16 protein-coding genes are annotated in these 23,565 nt (G+C 71.5%); 3 read left to right on the top strand and 13 right to left on the bottom strand.

Annotated features, from left to right (window positions below):
• Positions 1–19: 19 nt before the first annotated feature.
• The 12 genes from EG812_RS05285 to EG812_RS05230 form a co-directional block, all read right to left on the bottom strand.
• Positions 20–3,499, bottom strand: a complete 3,480-nt coding sequence (locus EG812_RS05285) for a condensation domain-containing protein (protein ID WP_126710885.1) — start codon at positions 3,497–3,499, stop codon at positions 20–22.
• Positions 3,496–4,134 (bottom strand): class I SAM-dependent methyltransferase, encoded by a 639-nt coding sequence (locus EG812_RS05280; RefSeq protein WP_126710884.1) that lies wholly within the window; start codon positions 4,132–4,134, stop codon positions 3,496–3,498. The genes EG812_RS05285 and EG812_RS05280 overlap by 4 nt, the downstream gene beginning before the upstream one ends.
• Entirely contained in the window at positions 4,131–5,441 is a 1,311-nt protein-coding gene (locus EG812_RS05275; protein ID WP_013734183.1) for an MFS transporter, read from the bottom strand. Before EG812_RS05275 ends, EG812_RS05280 begins: the two co-directional genes overlap by 4 nt.
• Entirely contained in the window at positions 5,438–6,496 is a 1,059-nt protein-coding gene (locus EG812_RS05270; protein WP_126710883.1) for an ATP-binding protein, read from the bottom strand. The genes EG812_RS05275 and EG812_RS05270 overlap by 4 nt, the downstream gene beginning before the upstream one ends.
• Positions 6,493–7,749, bottom strand: coding sequence for a DegT/DnrJ/EryC1/StrS family aminotransferase (locus tag EG812_RS05265; protein WP_126710882.1), 1,257 nt, complete (start codon positions 7,747–7,749; stop codon positions 6,493–6,495). The genes EG812_RS05270 and EG812_RS05265 overlap by 4 nt, the downstream gene beginning before the upstream one ends.
• Before the next feature lie 5 nt (positions 7,750–7,754).
• On the bottom strand, positions 7,755–8,495 hold the full coding sequence (locus EG812_RS05260) for a thioesterase II family protein (protein ID WP_126710881.1): 741 nt from the start codon (positions 8,493–8,495) through the stop codon (positions 7,755–7,757).
• Between the two features lie 74 nt (positions 8,496–8,569).
• Complete coding sequence (locus EG812_RS05255) at positions 8,570–9,517, bottom strand: TauD/TfdA family dioxygenase (protein ID WP_126710880.1); 948 nt, start codon at positions 9,515–9,517, stop codon at positions 8,570–8,572.
• Entirely contained in the window at positions 9,514–10,545 is a 1,032-nt protein-coding gene (locus tag EG812_RS05250; RefSeq protein ID WP_126710879.1) for a GntG family PLP-dependent aldolase, read from the bottom strand. The genes EG812_RS05255 and EG812_RS05250 overlap by 4 nt, the downstream gene beginning before the upstream one ends.
• Entirely contained in the window at positions 10,542–12,812 is a 2,271-nt protein-coding gene (locus EG812_RS05245; RefSeq protein ID WP_126710878.1) for a pyridoxal-phosphate dependent enzyme, read from the bottom strand. The genes EG812_RS05250 and EG812_RS05245 overlap by 4 nt, the downstream gene beginning before the upstream one ends.
• Positions 12,813–12,820: 8 nt before the next feature.
• A complete protein-coding gene (locus EG812_RS05240; RefSeq protein WP_013734190.1) occupies positions 12,821–13,717 on the bottom strand; it encodes a GHMP family kinase ATP-binding protein in 897 nt (298 codons plus the stop codon).
• Positions 13,714–15,249 carry an argininosuccinate lyase gene (locus EG812_RS05235; protein WP_126710877.1) on the bottom strand — a complete coding sequence of 512 codons (1,536 nt, stop codon included), beginning with the start codon at positions 15,247–15,249 and terminating at the stop codon, positions 13,714–13,716. The genes EG812_RS05240 and EG812_RS05235 overlap by 4 nt, the downstream gene beginning before the upstream one ends.
• Entirely contained in the window at positions 15,246–18,074 is a 2,829-nt protein-coding gene (locus EG812_RS05230; RefSeq protein ID WP_158632485.1) for an amino acid adenylation domain-containing protein, read from the bottom strand. Before EG812_RS05230 ends, EG812_RS05235 begins: the two co-directional genes overlap by 4 nt.
• A gap of 238 nt (positions 18,075–18,312) precedes the next feature.
• Between EG812_RS05230 and EG812_RS05225 the strand changes: the two genes are divergently transcribed.
• The 3 genes from EG812_RS05225 to EG812_RS05215 are packed head-to-tail and all read left to right on the top strand — an operon-like array spanning position 18,313 to position 22,800.
• On the top strand, positions 18,313–19,077 hold the full coding sequence (locus EG812_RS05225; protein WP_043724737.1) for an FkbM family methyltransferase: 765 nt from the start codon (positions 18,313–18,315) through the stop codon (positions 19,075–19,077).
• The gene (locus tag EG812_RS05220) at positions 19,074–20,300 is read left to right on the top strand and encodes a cytochrome P450 (protein ID WP_126710875.1); all 1,227 of its coding nucleotides are present in this window, start codon (positions 19,074–19,076) and stop codon (positions 20,298–20,300) included. The genes EG812_RS05225 and EG812_RS05220 overlap by 4 nt, the downstream gene beginning before the upstream one ends.
• On the top strand, positions 20,293–22,800 hold the full coding sequence (locus EG812_RS05215) for a non-ribosomal peptide synthetase (protein WP_126710874.1): 2,508 nt from the start codon (positions 20,293–20,295) through the stop codon (positions 22,798–22,800). Before EG812_RS05220 ends, EG812_RS05215 begins: the two co-directional genes overlap by 8 nt.
• Before the next feature lie 20 nt (positions 22,801–22,820).
• Here the strand turns inward: EG812_RS05215 and EG812_RS05210 are convergent, their stop codons facing one another.
• Positions 22,821–23,555: a thioesterase II family protein gene (locus tag EG812_RS05210; RefSeq protein WP_013734196.1), complete on the bottom strand. Its 735-nt coding sequence runs from the start codon at positions 23,553–23,555 to the stop codon at positions 22,821–22,823.
• Positions 23,556–23,565: the final 10 nt, after the last annotated feature.

The raw sequence follows: 23,565 nt of genomic DNA, 5'->3' as shown, positions 1-23,565 counted from the left end.
CGACATCCCGGCTGCCTGCTCACGACCCGGCCAGCTCGGACAACCGCTGGTCGGGTCGACGCGTCGCCGCCACCAGGAGGTCGCGCCAGCGGGTCAGCAGTCCGCGCGCGGTCGGCGCGTCCCACAGGTTGGTGTTGAACTCGACACTGAGTTCCAACCGGTCGGCCCGGAGGGCGGCGGTGAAGTACAGGTCGTTGCGGGCCGTGTCGAGCCGGGTGAAGTGCCAGTCGACCGTGCAGCCCGCCAGGTTCCACCCACTACGGTCGGGCTCCTGCCACTCCACCGCCACCTGGAACAGGGGCAGCCGGTCCAGGTGCCGCGGCATCGCGGCGGCCCGCACCAGCTGAGGAAACGGCAGGCCCTGATGGTCGTACGCGCCCAGCACCGTGTCCCGTACCCGGGTCAGCAGCTGCGCGAAGGACGGATCACCGGCGCAGTCCACCCGCAGCACCAGCGTCGCGATGGTGCAGCCGAGCAGTTCCTGGGCGCCCGGCAGGCGGCGGTTCTCCCCCACCGTGCCGATCGGCACGTCGTCGCTGCCGGAAAGGTGGTGCAGCAAGGCCGCCTGCGCGGCGGTGACCAGGATGAACGGGCTGACCCGCCGGGTGGTGGCCAACCGCAGCACCTCTGCGGTCTGCTCCGGGTCGAGCAGGATCGTGAGCTGGTCACCGTCGAAGGTGGGCAGGGGCGGCCGGGGCAGCGGCGTCGGCAACGCCAGCACGGGCAACCCCGCCAGGGTCTGCTCCCAGTACGCCCACAGCCTGGCCGGCTCGGGGCCGCCCAGCCACTCGTCCTCCCAGCGGGCGTACTGCTGCCAGGTCAGCCCGCCTGCCGTCGCCGGCGGGTTCTCTCCGCCGACGAGGGCGTTGTAGCAGGCGCTCAGGTCCCGACAGAACACCTGGAAGCCCACCCCGTCCATGGCGATGTGATGCACGGTGAGCAGCAGCACGTGCCGCGCGTCGGCACCCACGACCAGGGTTGCCCGGATGCCGGGCTCCCGGGCGAGGTCGAACGGTCGCAGCGCCTGCGCCTGCGCGAGCCGGTCGACCTCGGCCGCCTGCGCCTGCGGTGGCAGCGCGCTCAGGTCGGTGACCGCCAGTTGCGGACCCTGCGGCTGCGGCACCTGCACCGGCCGGTCGACGACGAACCGGATCACGCTGCGCAGCATCTCGTGCCGCTCGACCACCTGCGCGAACGCCTGCCGTAGCGCGGCCACGTCGAGTGTGCCGTCGATGTCGACCCGCAGCGGGCTGTGATAGGTGGCCCGACCGGGAGCGAGTCGGTCCAGCACCCAGATCTGGGTCTGCGCCGCCGTCAGCGGCGCGGCACCGGCCGGCTCGGCCCCCGGCCCGGGCGCTGCCCGGCTGCCCGATCCGAGGGTCGGGGTGCCGGTCGGGGCGGCGACGTGCGCCCGCGCAGGGCCGGCCGTGTCCTCCCGTTCGATCCGGCGGGCCAGGGAGCGCACCGTCGGGGCCTCGAAGATCCACCGGATCGGCACCTGTCGGCCGAGCTCGGTACGCAGCCGCGACACCAGTTCCGCCGCCAGGATCGAGTGTCCGCCGAGGGCGAAGAAGTCATCGTCGTCGTCGAGGTCGTCGCGGCCCATCACCTGCCGCCAGCTCTGGCGTACCTGGCCGAGGATCGCGCTGTCGCCGGTGCTCTCGGCCGCCGGGCGGTCCACGTCGATCACGTCGGGAATCGCGTACCGGGGCAGCCGGGTGGCGAGGAACTCGGCCAGCTGCCGAGCGGTCGGGACCGGGTCGCCGGCGCACGTCACCCGGGCACGCAGCACCGGCGGAGTGCCGTCGTAGCCGACCTCGGCGGCACGGACGCCGGGATGCACCGAGAGCGTGGCGGCCACCTCGTCCAACGGCACGGTCAACCCGTTGATCACCGGATGCTGGTCCCGGGGGCCGAGGCGCACGATCTCGCCCCGCCCGTCGACGTATCCGAGGTCGCCGGTGTCGGTGAGGGTCTGCCCGTGCACCGGTAGGAGACGGTCGCCGACCAGTCGGACGTGCTGCGGGTCGACCGCGACGATCCGGCCGACCACGCCCTGCGGTGCGAGCGTGTCCCGGCCCTGCACCACCTGCTCCGCCGCGGGGACCGGGACACCCACCGGTGGGACCTCGGCGATGGCCACGGCCCGCTCCGCGGCGGAGAGCATCGGCAGATCGGTCAGCGCCATCCCGGGCGCCTCGATCGCCGCGGCCAGCAGGGTCCGCAGGTGGTCGAAGAGGGCCCGCACGAACGGCTCGGGAAGCAGTTGCTCGTCGAACTCCAGCCAGAAACCGATGCTGGTCGGGCTGGTCTGGGCCTCCACGATCAGATCGAAGCGGGACCGGGAACGGGGAACGTGCTCGTACCGCAGGCGCAGGGTCTCGCCGGTCAGCTCCGCGTCGCGGACGTCGGCATGCGAGAAGACCACCTGGATCAGCGGATGGTAGCTCGGGTCCCGGTCGGGTCGGACCAGGTCGACAAGGTGGGAGAAGGGCAGCCGGTCGTGGTCGAGCGCGTCGAGGCTGACCTCCATCACATGCCGTACGAGCTCATGGAACGACTGGTCGGGGCGGGGTCGCAGGCGCAGCGGCACCGTCGTGGCGAAGAAGCCCACGAGTGGCTCCCACTGCTCGTCCGGACGGGCCGCACTGGCGGTGCCGATGAGCAGGTCCCGCCGACCGGTGTAACGGTGCACGACCGCGGTGAAGGCGGCGAGCAGTACGGCGGCGGGGGTGCTGCGGCAGCCGGTGGCGTGCCGGTGGAGCGACCGGGCCAGGCTCGCCGGGAAGGTCACCTGGATGCGTCGCCCGTGCGGGGACTTGACCGGTGGACGCAGACCGCCGGTACGCAGTGGGAGCACGGGAACGGCGCCGTCGAGTTGCGTACGCCAGTACCGCTGTTCCTCGGCGAGTTCCCGACCGTCGAGCAGCCGACGCTGTTCCTCGGCGAAGTGCCGGTACTGGCACGGCAGCGGTGGCAGCTCAGGTGCCCGCCCGGCAACGAACGCCTCGTAGGCGGCGAGCAGCTCGTGCAGCACCACGCGCAGCGACCAGCCGTCGGCCACGATGTGGTGGGTGGCGAGGACGAGGATGTGCTCGGCGTCGTCGAGCCGCAGCAGCGCGGCGCGGACCAGCGGACCGTTACGCAGGTCGTACGGAGGGTCCGCGACCAGCGCGGCGAGATCGGCGACCGTCTGATCGCGCAGCGCCACCGGCACGTACGCCAGATCCGTCGGCTGTCCCAGGTCGATGGTGAGTTCGGGCCGGATGCGGCAGACCGGCGTACCGTCGACGGTGTCGAAGGTGGAGCGCAGCACCTCGTGCCGGCTCAGGATCAGGTCGAGGCTTCGTTGCAGCAGCGGCACCCGCAGCTCGCCCTCGATGCGCAGCACCCAGACCTCGTTGTAGGTGCCCGGAGCGAGGCTCTCCATGAGCCACAGTTGCTCCTGGGGGAACGACAACGGCGCCAGCCGGCCACGCGGGATCTCGATGCCGGTCACCCTGTCCCCCACCGCCGCGCCAGGAGCCGGGTGGCCGAGTGCCGGTGCGGGATGGGCTGGTCGGCGTGGGAGGAGATGACGTCGTCGTCGTGTACCTCGACAAGTTCCCAGTCCGGCTTGAGGTAGTAGCCGACGAGAGTGCCGTGCGGCAGGATGCAGCGGGGCGGGTTGACGTGGTTGTCCAGTTCCTGGGCGCGGTCGTTGAAGGCGCACAGGACGTGCCAGCCGCCGACCCGGGTGGCCTGTTGCAGGGCGGTGACCGCGGCGGCGACGGACGCCTCGTCGGCGAGCCAGTGCGCCACACTGTCGAAGACCACCACGTCGTAGCTGGCGGGCGGCAACGGTTGGGTGAGCACGTCCCGCACCGACCAGGTGATCCCCGGTTCGTTCGGCCAGGCCCCCCGAGCGTTGCGCAACGCCAGCTCGGACACGTCGGTCGCGTCGACGAGCGCACCCTGTCGGGCCAGGAACGCGGCGTTGCGCCCCTCCCCGCAGCCCGCGTCCAGCACCCGGAGGCCCTCCAGCGAGGTGCGCCGGGCCAGGCTCTCGACGACCGGTTCCGGCTCACGTCCCCACAGGCAGGGGCTCATCGCGTACCCGCGGTCGCAGCCACCGTCCAACGTCGGACCACTCATGCCGTCGCCTCCACGTCCTGTACGGTGCGCAACTTCGGAATCGGCGAGAAGATCAGCCACAGCAGCGACAGCGGGATGCCCACGGCGGTGATGAACAGCGTCGCCCGCAACCCGATGGAGTCCCCGAGCAGGCCCGCCACCAGGGCGGAGATCGGCACCAGGCCACCGATGAGGAACCGGAAGCTGGCGTTGACGCGACCCAGGATGTGCTGCGGAATCACCATCTGACGCATGGTCATCTCGGCGATGTTCGACGAGACGATGCCGTAGCCGACCACGAAATGGATGACGCCGAAGAGGATCGCGGCGGTGGTCGGCGAACCGTCGACGAACGGTATGGCCACGATCGGCACGACCGCCAGCAGGTAGGCGACGATCAGCAGCCGTCCGTAGCCCAACACCTTCAGCAGCCGTCCCATGGTCACCGCGCCGATCAGACCGCCGACGCCGAAGGCGGCGAAGATGAAGCCGAGCGCGGCCGGGGTGATGCCGAACTCGCGGGTCGCGTACAGCACGAAGAGGGTGAGCATCAGCATCGAGAAGAAGTTGAAGGTGGCGCTGTTGCCGGCCAGCGCCCGGACCACCGGGTGCCGGACGGTGATCCGCATGCCGTTGCCGATGTCGCTGAAGACTCCCCGCCAGCCGCGACCGATGTCCTCGGCGGACCGCTCGACCGGCGGCTCCGGGGTCTTCACCATCGCGATGGCGATCGCCGAGGCGACGAACGAGATCGCGTCAATGACCAGCGCGAACGGTGCTCGCAACGCCTGCACGAGCAGACCGGCCAGGCCGGGACCGGCGATCTGGGACAGCGAGTCGGTGGCCTGCAGCCGACTGTTGCCGGCCATCAACTGCTCGCGGGAGACGATGCTGGGCAGGTAGGAGCGGTAGGCCAGGTCGAAGATGACCGAGAGACAACCGACCGTGAAGGCGACGAGGTACATCACCATCATGGTCAGCGAGTCGAGGAAGGCCAGCACCGGCACGAGACCGATCACGAAGGCACGGGCCAGGTCGGTACCGATCATCAACGGACGTCGGCGCATCCGGTCGACGAGCACGCCGAAGAACAGCAGAGGGCCCAGGAAGGCCAGCTCCCGCAACGCCGACATGACGCCGATCTGGGTGGCGCTCGCATCCAGGATGAGGATCGCGGTGAGCGGCAACGCCAGGGTGGTGATCTCGGTGCCGAAGGCGGAGATCCCCTGCCCGAGCCAGAGCTTGTTGAAGTCGCGGTGCCGGTTCAGCGAGGGTGGTGGAGCTCCGTCATCCGACGGTGCTCCATCGCGGACGGTTTCGGTGCTCATAACGGGGTTTCCTCTCGGGCTCCGAGCAGGGTCGGCGCGTTGCCGGTGGTCCAGGGGTCGTAGAGCAGTGCGCGGTCACCGGCGTGCCGGCGAAGCGCGGTGATGACGGTCGTCGGGTCCGGCGCGGCGACGGTGAGCCGCGAGGTGGCGTACACCTGCTGTGCCGGATCGTTGAACGACGCCCCGGTGTACGGGACCTCGGCGGCGTACCGGAGGGCCGGCAGCGCCGCCGACGACGTCAGGTGGTGCAGCGAGAAGACGGGAACCTCGGCGGCCAGCGCGGCGATGCGCAGTGTGCCGCAGATCCGCGGGTTGATCTCCAGGACCAGTCCGGTGCCGTCGGCCCGGACCAGGAACTCCACCTCCAGGTAGCCGTCGACGTCGGCGGCCCGGGCGATGGTTTCGGTGGTGTCGCGCAGCCAGGTGTCGAGCGCCGGGGTCAGGCCGGGGGCGGGGCACAGCCGCAGCCGGCGCCACGGTGGGACCAGCATCGGCGAGGTGGGTCCCTTCCACACCGGCGGGAGGGTGATGGTGCGCCCGGCGGTACGGTGCGCCACGACCGAGTACTCCACCCCGTCGGCGTACCGCTCGGTGAAGTACTGCGGGGACGACGTCACCTCGGTGGCCATCCGGATCCCGATGCTCTGGGTGCTGTTGCGGCCCTTCACCACCAGCAGGTCGTCGCCGGCGCCGTCGAGGGTGCCCTCGTCCTGGTACCGCCACGGCGCGGTGGGGATGCCGTGCCGGTCGAAGAAGCGCTTCATCGCCACCTTGTCGAGGCCGAGGCTCGCCGCGTTCGCGGACTGGACGATGACCCGGTGGCCGGCGAGGCGCAGCCCGGCGGCGAGTTCCCGGTCCCGCAGCAGCGTGTCGTGGCTGGTGAGGAAGACGGCGGTCGCGACGTCGAGGCCCTGGAAGCTGCGCTGGAGCGCCTCGGTGTCGACCGGCCCCTCGCCCAGATGCAGGTGCCGATCGCCCGGTCGCCACTGGACGAAGTGGGTGAACCAGCTGGCGAGGCTCTGCACGCCGACGAGGTAGACCGAGACCTGGCTCATCGGGTCGCCGCCAGGTCGGACAGCGCCCGCTCGGCAGCTCGCCGGTACGCGCCGAGCAGGTCCTCCTGCGGCTCGTTGAAGTAGGTCGCCGGCAGGCTGATCCACTCGTCGTGCAGACGAGCGCTCACCGGAAGGTCCTCCGGGGCGTACGTGAAGCGTCGGCGCAGCGTGGCCGGTGAGTACGCGTGCCAGGTCGGCGGCCGGGCGCCGGTGAAGACCGACGTACGGTGCAGCGGGGCGGTCTGCGGCACACCGGCCCGTACGCCGTGCCGCTTCAGCGCGGCGACCAGGTCGTCGCGGTCGAAGCCGGCGCGCAGCGGGTCGACGCGCAGCACGATGTCGTACCAGCCGCCCATGGTGTGTCCGGCCGCGACGCCCAGTCCTTCGATGCCCGGGTGGGTGCACAGCGCGGCGACGAGTGCGGTGGCGTTGTCGTGTTTGGCGCGTACCAGCGCGTCGAGCCGTCGCATGTGGCTGCTGGCCAGGACGGCCGCGACGGGGCTGATCCGCAGGTTGCCGCCCAAGCCGACGTCGGCGAGGCGACGCAGCGCCGGATCGCGGACGGTGAGGTTGCTGCGTTGCCGGAAGCTGCTCAGCAGGCAGGCCAGGTCGTAGTGGCGGGTGTCGCGGCAGGCGAGGACGCCGCCCATCCCACCGCTGACGAGTTTGAGTCCGCCGATGCTGAAGACGGCGAGGTCGCCGAAGGTGCCCACCGGGACGCCGTCGATGGTCGATCCGTGGGCGTGCGAGCAGTCCTCGATCAGTGCCAGTGACCGTTCGCGGGCGAGTTGTGCGATCTCCGCCATCGGGCAGGGATGACCGAACAGATGGGTGACCGCGATGGCCCGGGTCCGACTGGTGATCCGCTCGGCCAGGCTGGCGACGGTGACGTTGCCGTTGGCCGATCCGCTGTCGCAGAGCACCGGGGTGGCGCCGAGCACGAACAGCGGCGAGGCGGTGGCGAGGAAGGTCAGGGACGGCACCAGCACCTCGTCACCGGGGCCGAGCCCGAGGACGTAGTACGCGGCGAGCAACGCGCTGGTGCCGGAGTTGACCGCGAGGACGTGTCGACCGTCCAGGTGTTCGGAGAACAACTGCTCGATCTCGGCGATCTCGGGGCCGTGCCGGTAGTCGAAGGTGCGGCCGGCGCGGATCAGGTCGGTGGCTCTTGCGACAGCCTGAGTGTCGTAGACCGGCCACTGCTGCGGGTGGTCGATGGCGGGCGCAGTGGCGGCGAGTCCGGTGGAGGTCATGGCCGTCACCGCGCCACGCTGAGCAGGTCTTCGTCGATCAACCGGAGTATCTGTGCGGTGTGTTCGTGCAGGAAGAAGTGCCCGCCCGGGAAGACGCTCACCCGGCACGGGCCGGTGGTCTCGCGTTCCCAGGCCCGAGCCCGTTCCGGTGTGGCGTAGTCGTCGTCGGTGGCGGCGAAGGCGTGTACCGGCACCGACGACGCGGTGGTGTACGGGTACTGCCAGGTGGCGCCGAGGGTCAGGTCGGCGCGGATGACGGGCAGCGCCAGCTGCATCAGGTCCGGGCTGTCGAGCACCTCCGGGGGCGTACCGCCGAGGTCGGCCAGCCAGGCCAGCAGCCGGTCGTCGGGTTCGGCCCAGGCCGCTTCGGGGATCCGCAGCCACGGTGCGGGGCTGCCGGAGGCGAACAGCCAGCTCGGCAGGGGCGCGCCGTCCTGTTCGAGCCGGCGGGTCAGCGCGTACGCGATCCGGGCGCCCATGCTGTGGCCGAAGAAGGCGAAGGGGCGTTGCCGCAGCAGCGGGTCGAGGGCCTCGACCAGCAGATCGAGCAGGCGGTCCATGGCGGCGATCGGTCGTTCCCCGAGCCGGTTCTCCCGCCCCGGCAACTGCACGGCGGCCACCTCGACCTGCGGCAGCCAGCGGTGCCACTCCCGGTACGCAGAGGCGCCGCCGCCGGCGTACGGGAAGCAGAACAACCGCGTGGGAGCGGTCGGGTTCGGCGTGGCGATGCTCACCCACTTGTTCATCAGCACCTCAACTCGTCTTGACTGCCGATGACAACGAAACTTACCAGAGTTAACGGCTCAAGTCATGACAGGAGTCATGCAAAGTCAACAGCGGGAATCGGGTCGCCCTGCGCCTCCCACAGCGGCCACGTACCGTCGTGGGCGCTACGCCCGTGCCCCATCCGCACGTTGTCGACAAGCACCAGGTCCCCCGGCCTCCACGACAGGTCGAACGTCGACGCGTCGATCGCCTCCTGCACCGCCGCCAGGTCCTCGGCCGGCACCGGTTCCCCGTCACCGAAGAAGGTGTTGAACGGCAGCCCCGTACGGCCGTACGCCCCCACCAACACCTCGCGTTCCTCGGGCTGGAGACTCCATTCGCTGAGGAAGGCGATCTGGTTGAACCACGCCGTCGCGCCCGTCACGGGATGCACGAACGTCGACGCCCGAGCCTGCCGGGTACGCAGCGTGCCGTCGGGCAGCCACTCGTACCCGATCGACTGTCCGGCGCAGTACGCCTCGACCTCGGCGACGGTCTCCACCCCGAACGCCTGTCGCCAACCCATGCCCACGTACGGCCGGAAGTTGCGGACCAGCATCCACCCCCGCGTGACGAACGCGTCCCGCACTCTCGACGGCAGCCGGGACAGCGCTTCGACCCCGTCGGCGAGCAGGGTCCGCCCGGTCGCCGCCGCCCCCGGCGGATGTGCCAGCAGCAGCGTGCCGGGAAACACCAGCGCGTGGCTCTGCTCGTTGTGCGGGCACATGTCCCGGTACGACGGCCAGGCAGGCGGCCCGTACACCGGCCCGCCCAGGTGCGGCCGTGGTGCGAACGGTTCCCGGCGCGGGCAGGGCCGCACCAGTGCCTCGACGGCCGCCGCGAACCGCTCGGGGGCATCCAGCCCGAGCCCACGCAGGTGCACCACACCGATCTCGGTGAGCCGCTGACGAAGCTCGACGCGGTTGTCGTACAGCCAGTCGTCGGCGTCGGCGCGGACCGGCCACGGCTCGACGACCCGACCGCCGCTCGCGACCGCGGTCACCGCGCCACCACCCGCCCGACGATCTCCACGGCCCGGTCGACGTCGGCACGGCTGACACCACGATGGGTCACGGCACGGATCCGACCGTGCCCGAACTCCGCCACCCGCAGTCCGAGGTCGGCCGTCTCGGCGACGAACCGCTCCCACGGCATGTCGGCGAGCCGGAACAGGACGATGTTGGTCTGCACCCGTTTCGGATCGACCGTCACCCCGGGCACCTGCGCCAGCCCTTCGGCGAAGCGCAGCGCGTTCGCGTGGTCCTCGGCGAGTCGCTGCGGCATCCGGGTCACGGCGATCAACCCCGCCGCCGCCAGCACACCCGCCTGCCGCATCCCACCGCCCAGCAACTTGCGCACCCGGCGGGCCCGGCCGATGACCTCGGCGGGGCCGGTGAGCATCGAACCGACCGGAGCGCTGAGCCCCTTCGACAGACAGAACTGCACGGTGTCGGCGTGCCGCGCGACGGCCTCGACGGTGGTGCCGGCCGCCAGTGCGGCGTTGAACAGGCGCGCCCCGTCGAGGTGGACGGGAACTCCCCGCTCGTCGGCGAAGTCCCGCACCGCGCGCAGGTACGCCTCGTCGAGCACGACGCCGCCGGCCCTGTTGTGGGTGTTCTCCAGGCAGATCAACGCGGGCAGCGCGAACTGCGGGTCGTCCGGGTCGGCGGGAAAGGCCGCGGCGAGCCCGTCGAGCGGAAGACGCCCCTCCTCGTCGGTGCGGACGGGCTCGTAGGCCGCCCCGGCACAGACGCTCGCCCCGGCGGCCTCGTACAGGTAGATGTCGGACTCGTCGCCGACGATGACCTTCGCGCCGCGTGGCACCTGGGCCATGATCGCGCACAGGTTGGCCATCGTGCCGCTCGGCAGGAAGCAGGCCGCCTCCTTACCGGTCAGCTGCGCGCTCGTCTCCTCCAGCTCACGGACGGTCGGGTCCTCGCCGTAGACGTCGTCACCGAGCGGGGCGCTCGTCATCGCGGCGAGCATCTGCTCCGTCGGCAGGGTGAAGGTGTCACTGCGCATCTCGATCATGCGGGTACCGTCACTTTCTCGTCAGCCGCGGCGGTACCGTCCGACGCGGGAGTCACGTCCAGTGCCATCCGGGCCAGGGCCTGGTCGAGGCGGGCCCGTACCTGCTCAGGGCTGTCGCCGTCGGCGATCACCCAGCCGAGTCGCCCGTAGGCGTCGGTGGCCGGGCCGACGGCGGCACCGACACGTGCCGTGACCGTCACGTCGTGCACGCCCGGCAGCGCGGCGGCCTCCTCGGCACCGCCGACGGCATGCAACACCCCGGTGGTCGCGGTGGTCAGGAAGCGGATCCCGGCGTACCGGGTCGCCGGTGCCAGCGGCTCCAGCGGCAGTCCGCTCGCCGCCCTCAGCTGCCGCTCCACCAGGTTCAGCCCGGTGGCGAGGCGGATCAGTTCGGGGATCATGCCGCCGGCCAGCCGAGCGTTGATCTCGACGACGACCGGTCCGGCCTCGGTCAGCCGCATCTCGACGTGCGCCGCTCCGTGCGCGAGCCCGACCGCGGCGAGCGCCGAGCGGGCGGTCTGTCGGATCGCCTCGCTCTCCGGTCGGTGCAGCGCCGGGAAGATGTGGCCGGTCTCCACGAAGTACGGCTCGGGACCGATCGTCTTGTCGGTGATGCCGACGATCTCCACGCGCCCGTCGGCGGCGAAGGTCTCCACACTCACCTCCGCACCGGCGAGGTACTGCTCGACCAGCACTGCCGCATTCGTGGCCTGGCCACGGACGTTCACGGTGACCGCGAGCAGCGTCGCCACCTGGGCCTGCGCCTCCGCCTCGGTGCGACACAGCCGCACCCCGGTCGAGGCGGAGTCGCCCGTCGGCTTGACCACGCAGGGCAGCCCGGCCCGCGCCACCGCAGCCGCGACCTCGTGCGGCGCACGGACCACCGAGTACCGCGGCTGCGGCAACCCCGCCCGGCTCAACAGGTCCCGGGTACGGGCCTTGTCCCGACACGCCGCCACCGCGTCCGCGCTGCTACCGGGCAGGCCGAGGCCGCCCGCCAGGGTGGCCGCGGTCTCCAGGTAGAACTCGCTCGTGGTGGTGACCCCGGCCAGGGATCGCCGCCGGGACAGCAGCGCGCGCAGGGCGTCGACATCGTTGGTGTCGCACTCGACGACCTCCGCCGGGGTCTCGGGCAGCCCGCGATACCGTCCCGGACGATGGGTCAGCAGTACCGGGCGCAGGCCCAGTCGTACCGCCTGGTGCAGGGCGAGCATGCCGGTGCCGGTGGTGTTGGACTCGACGAAGACCAACTCCCGGGGCGGCACCGGCGCGTACGACCACGAGGTGACGCGGCTGCCGTACGGCACCTGCACCGGCTCGCGGGCCAGCGGAAGGTCGTCGAGCTTCTGCTCGACCCAGTACCCGTCGTCGTAGAGGTTCTCGGCGTAGCGGTCGCCCCGGTCGGGCAGGATGCCGACCACCCGGGTGCCCGGGGCGAGCAGCCCGGTCAGCCCCTTCATCACCTGGTACACCGATCCGGCCGAGTTGCCGGCGAAGATGCCCTGTTCCCGGGCGAGGTCGCGGGTGGCGGCGAAGGCCTCCCGGTCGTTGAGCCAGTGCACCTCGTCGATGACCGTGTGGTCGAGGTTCTCCGGATGCAGGCTGTTGCCCAGCCCGCTCTGCCGACGGCGGGGCAGATCGGGTTGACCGAACAGGACGCTGCCGACGCAGTCGACCGCGACGACCCGCAACTGCGGCCGGTACGCGCGCAACGCGCGGGCGGCACCACACAGCGATCCACCGCTGCCCACCGAGCCGACGAGCACGTCGACCGGTCCCAGGTCGGCGACGATCTCCCGGGCCAGCGCCTGGTACGCGCGCGGGTTCAGCGGATTGCCGTACTGCTGCGGCCAGTACGCGCCGGGCAGTTCCCGGCGCAGGTCGGCGAGGCGCTCCAGGCGGGCGCTCTGCCAGCCGTGGCGCGCCATCGCGGGCACCACGTGCACGACACAGCCGAGCGAGCGGAGCTTGGCCAGGGTGATCGGGTCGATGCGGGGGTCGGTGACGATGTGCACCGGGTGACCCAGCACGGTTCCGACCAGCGCCAGCCCGAGCGCCAACGTCCCGGAGGAACTCTCCACGATCGGCGCCCCCGGGGCCAGCTCGCCGGACTCCCGCGCCGCGAGCACCACCTCACGGGCGACCCGGTCCTTCATCCCGTACGGGTTCTGTAGTTCGAGCTTGGCGAACAGCTGCACGTCCCCGGAGGTCCGCAGCCGGACCAGGGGTGTGTGCCCGATGGCGTCCACCATGGAGTCGAAACGCACCGCAGCTCCTATCGGTAGTCCACGCACAGGGCGTGGTAGAGCAGGACCTGGTCGCTGAGTTCGGCACAGCGGCGCAGGGTCAGATCGAGGCGGCGCTCGTACCCGAGCGCCTGGTGGGGCAGGAGTACGCCGATGGCCGTACCGCTGTGTGCCACCACGACACCGACCCCGCCCGCCTCGGCACAGATCGCGAGCATCGCGGTCAGGGACCGCTTGGGCCGCAGCTGCTGGTTGAGTTCCGCGCTGCGGGTGGCCACCCGCCCGACGGTCGCCAGGTCACCCACGGCGATGGCGGTGGTGATGGTGTCCAGCAGACGGGCGTACTCGGCGCGGGTGGCGGCGGGGAACGGCTTCGGGATGCGGTTGAAGGCGACGGTGTCCACCGTGCCGCCCTCGTCGATGCCGACCACGGTCAGCGGCGGCAGTACGCCGAGCCGGGCGCGCAGCCGTACCGCCCGGTGGTCGAAGGCCACCACCTCCGGGTACATGACGCCGTCGGTGGGTTCGATCTCCCGCAGGAAGTCCTCGATGTCGGTGTCCGGCAGGTGGACCCCGAGGGCGTTGGCGACCGCGCGGGCGGTCGCCACCAGGTCGGCGGAGGAACTGGCCAGGCCCTTGCCTTCGGGGATGGTGCCGTCGAGCGTCAGTCGTCCCCCGGCGCCGGGCGCATGGACGGCGAGGATCGACTCGGCGAGTCGTCGGGCCTTGGTCTTGTGGGCGGGGGTGACGCTGACCCCGCCCGAGGCGGCCAGCTCGAAGGTCGCGGTGGCCCATCGGGCGATCGGCATGGTGACCAGGAAGTCGACCTGATCCGGCAGCACCCCTTGGAGCAGCTCGCCGAAGGTGCCGAAGGCGGAGCTGACACCGGTGGCGGTCCGGGACCGGTGCGCCTGTCCGGTGCTCACGCCGGTCCTCGTGCCCCGGTGGGCGAGCCGACCGCGAAGAGGCCGTGGACCTCCCGGAGCGCGGCCCCGACAGTGGCCCGACGACGCCCCAACTGCCCGGCCAGCGCGTCGAGCGCGACACCCTGGCGGTCCAGCAGGTCACGGACGTGGTCGGGACGGGCGGACCCCGCAGAGCACTTGACGGCCAACTGACCCTCGCTGTCGAGCCCACGCAGCCGCGCCGCCGGGTCGGTCAACCGGTACCCCGCCGCTTCGGCCAGACCCGCCAGCAACGACGCGTCCGGTCGGTCCAGGGGGTCACCGGCGGCCAGCTTGGCGCGGACGTACCGCCCGACGATCACCTGCGCGGTCCGCCACGGGACCTTCTCGTCGAGGGTGAGCCGGTTGGCGAGGGTGAAGCCGCCGAGGAACTCCCGGTCACAGGCGGCCCGCATCGCCTCGGGACGCCAGTCCAGGTTCTCCAGCACCGTCCGCAGCAGGGCGAGCACCCCGCGCGCGGATCGGAACAGGTCGTGCAGGTGCGCCCCGCCCTCCTTGGAGACCTCGACCATGTTGCTGTACGGGGTGGCCCGTTGCGCGGTGGCCAGGTCGAGGGCGAGGGAGGTCAGGTGGGCGGTACGACCCCGGATCCGTTCCAGCACCGGATAGTTCTTCTTCTGCGGCATGGCCGCGGAGATGCCGGCGAGTTCGTCGGGCAGCTCGACGAAGCCGTACGCGCTGCTCGCCCAGGCCATCAGGTCCGTGACGAACCGGCTCGTCCCCACCCCGAAATGGGACAGCTCGCCGGCGATCTCCAACGCCCAGGCCCGGGACGCGACGGCGGTCAGTGCGTGCGGATACGGACCGGCGCAGCCGAGCAGCAGGGCCATCCGGTCCCGGTCCCAGGGCAGTTCCTGACCGGTGAGCGCACCCGCGCCGAGCGGGCTCAGGTTGATCTCGTCGTAGGTGGCCAGGAGTCGCCGTAGCGTCCGCAGACAATGCTCGACGAGGGCGCTGAGGAAGAAGCCCGGCGTGCTGACCTGGGCGGCCTGCAGGTGGGTGTACCCGGGCATCGGCAGGTGCGTCACGGCAGCGGCCCGGCGCCGGGTGACCCGGGTGACCTCCACCAGCGCCTCGGCGATGTCGAGCAGCTCGCTGCGGGCGTACAGGAGTTGGGCGGTGGCCTGGATGTCGTTGCGGCTGCGGTCCACGTGCCAGGCCGACGGCACCGTCGCCAGCCCGGCCAGCACGTGCCGCTCCAGCGCCAGACAGATGTCGGAAAGGTTGGCGGCCGGGTCGGCGGTGATCCGGTCGGCGGTGGCCGTGTCGAGAAGTGCGGCGATGGCGGCCGCCTCGGGCTCGGTGACCAGCCCCATCCGGGTGTACTCGGCCAGCAGCACCCGCTCGACGACCCGGTACCACCCGAGCAGGTGGTCGGCCTCGAACTGGAACTGAGGTGCCAGGACGTGCTCGTGCAGGACGGCGGACGGGGCACGGCCGAGCCGCCCGGTGAGCGGCATCGCGGTCGGGCCCGCCGCGGGCTGCCCGTTCACGCGCCGGTCCGGGTGGTCACGATCGACCGGAGGAGGGTGACCACCTCGTCGGCGTGGGTGCGCAGGAAGTGCCGTCCCGCACCGGGCAGGACGACCTGCTCGGCGGTCGGAGCGAAGTGCCGCCAGGCCAGCTCGGGACGGGGTTCGGTGGCCAGTCGCATGTCGTCGTCGCCGACGACGACCCAGGTCGGCACCGTGAGTGCCGGCCACCCGTCGCGCGTGTGCTGGAGGAAACGCGCGGCGCCGAGGGTGTCGTGGCGGTACGCCCGCTCGATGAGCGCCTCCCGCTCGCTCTTGAGTTCGTCGAGTTCGGTGTAGGTCGCCTGGGCGGCCATGTGACGGCGGATCTCCCCCTCCCCCATCGCCTGCACCTCGGCGAGATCCGCGGCGAGCTGATGCGGGTCGGCGGTGGCTGCGGCGAGGACCAGTTGGGCTGCGGGTCGACCCCGGTCGTGCAGCAGGCGGGCGCATTGCACCGCGACGGCCGCGCCGCTGCCCTGGCCCCAGAGGATCAGTGGGGTGTCGACCCGCGCGGCGATCTCGTCCGCCAGCCGGGTGGCGACCTGTGCCACGTCCGCTAGTGGCTCCTCGGGGCGGGCGAGGTCGTGCCCGGGCAGTTCGGTGGCGAGCAGAGCGCAGTTCGTCGCCGCGAGGCCGGCGGCGAGCGGTTGGAAGTTGAGGGCGGTGCCGGCCGCGTCGGGCACGGTCACCACAGTCGCCACCGGTTCCTGCGGCGTGGCCAGGGCCTGGAGCAGCTGTGCCTGACCGGTACGACTCGCGGCCTCGGCCAGGTCGGCCAGCACCGGATTGCTGGTCAGGGTGGTGAGGGTGATGAGGTGCTTGAGCTTGACGACCAGCCGGACCGCCGAGAGCGAGTCACCGCCGAGGGCGAAGAAGTTGTCGGTGCGGTAGATGTCCTCGAGCGGACGGTTGAGGACCTCGGCCCAGGCGGCCGCGAGCCGGCGCTCCAGCGGGTCGGTCGCCTGTTCACGCTCCTGGGACACGGTTGCCTGAGCGCCGGCCCGCAGCGCCGCGGCGACGAGTGCGGCCTTGTCGACCTTGCCGTTCTCGGTCAGCGGCAACGCGTCGAGCTGGTGCACCGTGGAGGGGACCATGTGGGCCGGCAGCAGGTCCGCCAACCGCCGTTTGAGGTCCGGCACCGGTTCGTCGGCGGTGAAGAAGGCGGCCAGCCGTTTGCTCGTCCCGATCGGCACCACCACCAGGCAGGCCGAGCGCACCCCGGGCACCCGCAGCAGGGTGTTCTCGACCTCGCCGACCTCGACCCGCATCCCGCTGATCTTGACTTGCTCGTCGCGCCGGCCTAGGAACTCCAGATGCCCGTTGGGCAGCCATCGACCGTAGTCGCCGGTGAGGTACATCCGCTGGTCGGGTCGGAACGGGTCGGGCACGAAGGCTGCCGCGGTGCGGTCCGGGTCGTTGATGTAGCCGGGACCGACGCAGATGCCCGCGAAGGCGATCTGGCCGGGTGCGCCGAACGGCACCAGGGCGAGTTGACTGTCCAGGATGTACACCGAGACGTTCTGCACGGGGCGGCCGACCGGCACCAGTTCGGTGGCGGGCAGCGCACGCATGATCTCGTGGGTGGTGTCGTCCGAGACCTCTGTCGCACCGTAGGCGTTGACGAGCGGAACGTCGGGGAAGCACCCGAACCAGCGGGCGACCAGACTGCGGGAGATCGCCTCGCCGGTGACGCAGACGATCCGTGGCGTCGGACGCTGATGCGGACTCAGGTCGAGGTGACCGAGCAGGACTTCGAGGTACGAGGGGACGACCTGAAGAACGGTGATCCGCTCCCGGTCGAGAGTGGACACGAACGCCTCGACGTCGAGGATCACCTGCGGCGGCACGAGCACGGTCCGCCCACCGACGAGCAGTGGCGCCAGCACCTGCCACAGGGAGATGTCGAAGCACTGCGGCGCGTTCTGGCAGACGGCGTCCTGCTCGGTGAGGCCAAGGTCGTCGATCTTGGCGCTCAGGTGGTTGAGCATGCCGGCGTGGGCGCAGACCGCGCCCTTGGGCTCACCCGTGGAGCCGGAGGTGAAGTAGATGTACGCGGGGGCGTCGGCCGGTACGGACACCTGTGGGTCGATTGTCGGTCCGGCGGCCTCCAGCGGCAGCACCGGCACGTCGGCGATCGGTTCGGTCGGCACCTCGGCCAGCAGCAGCCTCGTGCCGCTGCGCCGCAGGATGCCGGCGATCCGGGAGTGCGGGTAGGCCGGGTCGACCGGGAGGTAGACCAGGCCGGCCTTGAGGATGCCGAGGATCGCGGCCACCCAGGGCAGGGTCCGGTCGCTGAGCACGGCGACCACGTCGCCGGGACGGGCGCCGGCCGCGAGGAGCCGGTTCGCCACCGCGTTGGCGCGCTGGTCCAGTTCGGCGTACGTCCAGCGCAGTTCGCCGCGGACGGCGGCGACCGCATGGGGGGTACGCCGGGCCTGCTCGCCGATCAGCTCGTGGGCCCGGCGGTCGGGCAGCTCGCGCAGCTCGCCGTGGAACACGTGCAGTTGCCGCCAGACGTCCTTGCCGGTGAGCAACGAGTGCTTCTCGTGCGGCGCGTCCAGGTCCGCGGCGATGGCCCGCAGCACCCCGTCCAGGTACTCGCCGGTTCGCGACGCGTCGACGCCGCGCAGCAGGTCGGCGGGGTGTTCCAGGCAGACGGCGGTGGGCGGTTCGCCGGTGGGCGTGGCCTCGCCGGTGTCGGTGCCGAGCAGGCCGCGCCAGGGTCCGGGCGGCAGCTCGGGGTCACCGGTCAGGACCGACCTGACCTTGGCCCAGGCCGCCGCGACCACCTGTCGGGTTGGCACCTGCGCGCTGCGGGCCGCCCTCGTCACGGCCGTAGCCGCGGCCTCGGACAGCTCCCATCGATGGTGGTCGACCAATTCCGGTAGTGACTCTGTCACGTACTCGCCCCTCCCCCAGCACCGATCCGTAGTCAGCGTCCGACAACTACTGTAATCTCTGCACAACTACAGTCAATATTAAGTGACTGAAATGGCTGGCTACGAAGGGTCGACCGAAACGGAGGTACGGCGCGTGGAACGGATGCGCCTGCCCAACGGCTACGACGTCATGCAACTCAATGCTGGCGAGACGAGCCTGATGTACCGCAACATCGTGACCGGACGCGCCTACCTGCAACACGGCGTCACCCTGACGCCAGGTGGGACCGTCTTCGACGTGGGGGCGAACGTCGGTGTGGCCTCACTCTTCTTCCACTGGGAGGCCGCAAGCCGCGTCTTCGCCTTCGAACCCGCACCCCGGTGCTACCAGGCACTCGCCGCCAACTTCGCCGAACATCGCATCCGGGGCGCCGCCTACCCGTTCGCGTTGTCCGACCGGCCCGGCAGGGCGGTGCTGACCAACTATCCGCAGATCACCGCGATGACCAGCTTCCACGCCGATCGCGGGTACGACGAACAGCTCACCCGGGCCTTCCTGGCCAACAGCGGGTTCGACACCGACGACATCGAGGAGATGGTGGCCGACCGGCACGACAGCGAGACGCTCACCTGCGAGCTGCGCACCTTCTCCGAGGTCGCCGACGAGTTGGACGGCGAGCCGATCGACCTGCTGAAGATCAACGTGGAGAAGGCGGAGGTCGAGGTGCTGCGCGGGATCGCCGAGCGGCACTGGCCCACGATCCGGCAGGTCGTCGTGCAGCTGCACGACATCGGCGGACGGCTGCACGAGCTGCGGCAGGAACTCACCGAACGCGGATACCGGGTGGGTGTGGCCCAGGATCCGCTGCTGACCGGCACCGACATCTTCGAACTGTTCGCGGTACGCCCCACCGGAGGTGCGCGGTGAACCAACTGACCGACGTGGACCTCGGCGACCCCGAGCTGTACGTCAGCGGCAACCCGTACCAGGTCTGGGACCACCTGCGCGAGCACGCCCCGATGTACCGCAACCGGCGACCGGACGGCTCCGAGTTCTGGGCGATCACCACCCATCGGCTCGCCACCGCCGTCTACGAGGACCGGCAGTCCTTCACCTCCGAGCGCGGCATGCGCATCGGAGGGGAAGGCGCCGCCGGACGGGCCTCCGCCGGCAAGATGCTCATCGTCACCGACGGCACCCGGCACCGACGGATGCGGGACGTGCTCAACCCGGCCTTCACCCCACGATCCGTACGACGGCTCGAGGAGAGCATGCGGGCCATCGTCCGGCAGCTCCTCCACGAGGTACGCGATCTCGACTCGTTCGACTTCGTCGACCGCATCGCCGGACGGCTGCCGCTCTACGTCACCTGTCAACTGCTGGGCGTACCCCGCAACGACTGGGACCTGATGATCGAGCTGACCCGTACCGCGTTCGGCTCGGTCACCGAGGACGGCGGCGACCCGATCAGCGCGGAGCTCCAGGAGCAGGCGCACGCCGACATCTTCCTGTACTCCGCGGACCTGATCGCCGAACGCCGACGTCGACCCGGCGATGATCTGGTCAGCGCCATGGTGACCGGACAGTCGGCCGGCTACCGGATGTCCGACGAGGACATCCAGGTCAACATCAACGGGATCCTGACCGGCGGTAACGAGACCACCCGGCACGCCACGGCCGGCGGGGTACTGGCGTTCATCGACAACCCCACGCAGTGGCAGCGGATGCGACACGACACGGAAGCGGTCATGGCGACCGCCGTCGAGGAGATCCTGCGCTGGACCGCGCCGAGCCTGCACGTCATGCGTACCGCACTCACCGACGTGGTGGTCGGCCCGCAACTCGTCGAGGCCGGTGAACAGGTGACCATCTGGAACCCGGCGGTCAACCGCGACGAGGCGGCGTTCCCCCACGCGTCCCGCTTCGACATCACCCGGTGGCCCAACCGGCACGTCACCTTCGGCATGGGGCAGCACTTCTGCATCGGCGCCGCCCTGGCCCGGCTCGAACTGCGCGTCGCCCTCGACGCGCTGGCCAGTCAGGTGGCGCGTTTCGAGCTGACCGGACCGGTCCGCCGGCTCAGGTCGAACCTGATGTGGGGTCTGGACCAGCTTCCCGTACGCATTCACCTGGAGGACGATCGTGACTGAGGCGCTGACCTCCGCAGGACCGACGAGCAGGCCCGGCACGCCGGCCGAGCTGAGCGACGACCCGCGACACGTCGAGTACTGGCGGCGGCACCTGCGGGGCGCGCCGCCCCGGCTCGGCCTGCCGTACGACCGCCCGCCGGTGTCCGCACCGCCCGCCTCCCCCGCCTCCTGCGAGCTGACCCTGCCACCGACCGTCGGCCGGGCGGTCGCCGTGCTGGCCCGACGCGAGCGGGCGAGCACTCTGATGGTGGTGACCGCCGCCGTGGCCGCCTGGGCGTCGCGGCTGACCGGGCAGGACGACATCCTGGTCACCACGCCCCTGGCGAGGGCCCGGCACCCGGAGCGCGTCCTGCCCGTGACGGTACGTCTCGACTGCTCCGGCGAGCCCACGTTCACCGACGTGCTGCGCCGTACCCGGGAGGTACTGCTCGACGCGCTGGCCCACCGCAACCTCGACGCGTCGACGCTGTCGGCAATCGCCGGGCCGCCCCAGCTGGTGGTCTCGGTCTCCGACACGCCGCCCGCGATGGTCGACGGCGCACAGTTGCAGCTGTGGTGGGCCGACGACGGCAGCCGTGCCGCGCTGCACTACCGGTCGCCCTGGTTCACCGCCACCACCGCGCAGCGGCTGCTGCACCAGCTCACCCTGCTGCTGGCGGGCGCCGCGGCGCAGGACAGCACGCGCCTGTCCGACCTGCCGATGCTCAGCCCGGCCGACCAGGAGCTGCTGGACCGTCTGCCCCGACCGGGCGCGACGCCGGTCACGGCCGTACCGGCGCAACTGTTCGCCGAGGTCGCCGCGACCCACCCGGACGCCACCGCGGTCCGGACCCGGAACACCTCGATCAGCTACCGGGACCTCGACGTCCGGGCCACGAAGCTGGCACATCACCTGCGGCAGGCGGGCGCGGGGCCGGGCAGCGTGGTCGGCGTCTGCGTCGGACGCGGCATCGACCTGCCACTGAGCTTCCTCGCCGTGCTCAAGAGCGGGGCGGTGTACCTGCCGCTCGATCCCCGCCACCCGGCCGAACGGCTCCGGGACATCCTCGACGCCGCCGACGCGACACTCGTCGTCAGCACCGCGAGCGAGGCCGTCGCGGTCGCGGCGCACACCGGCCCGCTGCTGCTGCTCGACCGGGACGAGGCCGCGATCGCCGCCCAGCCCGACACCCCGGTCACCGACCTGCCGGATCCGGCGGAACTGGCCTACCTCATCTACACCTCCGGGTCGACCGGGCGACCCAAGGGTGTCGAGGTCACCCAGGCCGGGCTGGCCAACCTGGCGGTGACCCTGCGGGAGGAGTTCGCCGTCGGTCCGCAGGACCGGGTGTCGTTGTTCTCCTCGGCGGCCTTCGACGCCTCCGTCTGGGAGATGACAATGGCCTTCGCCGGTGGGGCGACCCTCGGCGTCCTCACCACCGCCGAGGCGGCCCCGGCCGAGATCGCGGCCGAGATCCGGGAGCTGGGTCTGACGGTCGGCACGTACCCCCCGACCCTGCTCCGGGCGCTCACCCCGGACGACCTCGGCGACCCGCGCCTGGTCGTCTCCGCCGGGGAACAGTGCGACACCGACCTCGCCGCCGCCTGGGCGCCGGGCCGCCGGTTCGTCAACGCGTACGGCCCGACGGAGACGACGGTCTGCGCCACGTTCACCGACGTCGCCGCCCCGGTCACCGACGCGCCCGCGATCGGCACCGCCCTGCCGAACCTCGCGGTCCACCTGCTCGATCATCGGTTGCGGCCGGTACCGGTCGGCGCGCCCGGCGAGATCTTCGTGGCCGGAGTGGGCCTGGCCCGCGGATACCGCCGCCAGCCCGCGCTGACCGCGGCAGCCTTCCTGCCCGACCCGCACGGCCCGGCCGGCTCGCGCATGTACCGCACCGGTGACCTCGGCCGATTCGGCAACGACGGCCGGCTGTACCACCTCGGGCGGGTGGATCATCAGGTGAAGCTGCGCGGTTTCCGGGTCGAACTGGGCGAGATCGAGCATCACCTGATGGCTCAGCCCATGGTGCGCGACGCGGCGGTGGTGATGCGCCGCGACGGTGGTCACGACCGGCTGGTCGCGTACCTGACCGTCGACGAGGCGAGCACCGACCCGGTGGCGCTACGCGGAGCGCTGCGCGCGGCGTTGAGCCGGGCGCTGCCCGAGTACATGCTCCCGGCCGCCTACGTGGTGCTGGACGCGATGCCGCTGAACAGCAGCGGCAAGATCGACCGTGCCGCCCTGCCGGAGTCGTCGGGCGAGGCGCCCGCCGGGCCGGTCGAGCAGTGGCAGACCCCGGACGAACAGCGCATCGCCGGCCTGTGGCGGGACGCGCTGGGCGTCGCCCAGGTACGGCGCACCGACAGCTTCTTCGAGCTGGGTGGACACTCGCTGGTGGCGGCCCAGATGATCGGCTCGGTGCGGCAGGCGTACCAGCTCAACCGGTTGCCGATGCGACTGCTGTTCGAGAAGCCGGTGCTCGCCGACTTCGCCGCAGCGGTCGCCCGGCTGTAGTACCCGGTGCGGTGGACCCCTCAGCCGGCCAGATCCTCGGCGATGATCCGCAGGAGGGCCGGCGAGGGGTCCAGGAACGCCCAGTGGTCACCGTCGAGACTGACCGCCCGATCCTGACCGAACCGGGTCCAGCCGGTGGTCAGGCTCGGCGGGACCGTCCGGTCGTCGCGCCACGAGAGCACGGTGACCGGGCAGGGCATCGGTGCGGGGGCAGCACCACCGAAGTCACGGTAGGCGCGCAGATCCGACTCGACCGCCTCCATCGCCAGCTCGACGATCTCCGGTGAGGGCTCGGTGCCACGCGCCCGCATCAGGTCGGCGACGACCTCGGGCAGGCGGTCGGCGGGCACGTCGAGCAGGCTGCCGAACGGGACCTGGTCGGGGGCGACCATCGAGGAGGCGAAGAAGCGCCGTGGCCGGTGGCCGGCCGCGGCCAGCCGCAGCGCCACCACGTACGCGGCGAAGACGCTGTTGCAGTGCGCGAAGAGGGCGTACGGCCGATCCAACAGCGGCTCGACGGCGGCCAGGAGATCCTCCGCGAACGGCTCGTACGCCTGGTGGGCCGGTTCCAGCAGCCGGTTCTCCCGACCCGGTGGTTGCAGCAGGCAGACCTCGACCTCGCCGATCCGGCGCGGCCAGCGGTGATACATCGACGCGCCGGCACCGAGGTACGGCAGGCAGAACAGGCGAGCGACCGGATCACCGGAGACCGGGCGTAGCAACCATCCGTTCGCGCGTGCGGCGTCTACCGTCACGGGTCCTCCC

Source organism: Verrucosispora sp. FIM060022 (assembly GCF_003977705.1).
In the GTDB taxonomy this organism is placed as follows: Bacteria; Actinomycetota; Actinomycetes; order Mycobacteriales; family Micromonosporaceae; genus Micromonospora; species Micromonospora gifhornensis.
This window is presented reverse-complemented; position numbering and strand designations above follow the sequence as displayed.